Source organism: Halomonas gemina (assembly GCF_023554995.1).
GTDB classification, from domain to species: Bacteria; Pseudomonadota; Gammaproteobacteria; order Pseudomonadales; family Halomonadaceae; genus Halomonas; species Halomonas gemina.
Genome location: NZ_JAMJPK010000027.1, coordinates 1 through 473, shown reverse-complemented (window position 1 = coordinate 473; position 473 = coordinate 1). Strand labels below are relative to the sequence as shown.

1 protein-coding gene is annotated in these 473 nt (G+C 50.5%); it reads left to right on the top strand.

Going from position 1 to position 473, the window contains the following annotated elements; all coding sequences use genetic code 11:
- Window positions 1–473 (top strand): phospholipase D-like domain-containing protein (locus tag M8009_RS18890; protein WP_250064024.1); only part of this gene is annotated, 473 nt, incomplete at both ends.

Genomic DNA, 473 nt, shown 5'->3' with positions numbered 1-473 from the left:
ATGCACTGTGATGTTGTCAAAATTTAAGCGTAATAAACATCAACAACACCTTGCCCAACTACCCAAGATTTCTCAATCAGTTGATGATGTCGATTTCTTTTACGCTCCCGCCGACTTCCGGGAGACGCTGCTGGAAAAAATAGCCAGCGCGAAGCAGCGCATTTGCATTGTCGCCCTGTATCTCGAACAGGATGACGGTGGCAAAGGCATTCTGAACGCGTTGTATGAGGCTAAAAGGCAGCGTCCGGAACTGGATGTGCGGGTGCTGGTCGACTGGCATCGTGCACAACGTGGACGCATTGGCGCTGCGGCATCTAACACTAACGCTGACTGGTACTGCCACATGGCGCAGGAAAATCCGGGCGTAGATGTTCCGGTTTATGGCGTTCCAATCAATACTCGTGAAGCCCTTGGTGTTCTGCACTTTAAAGGCTTTATCATCGACGATAGCGTACTTTATATCGGTGCCAGCC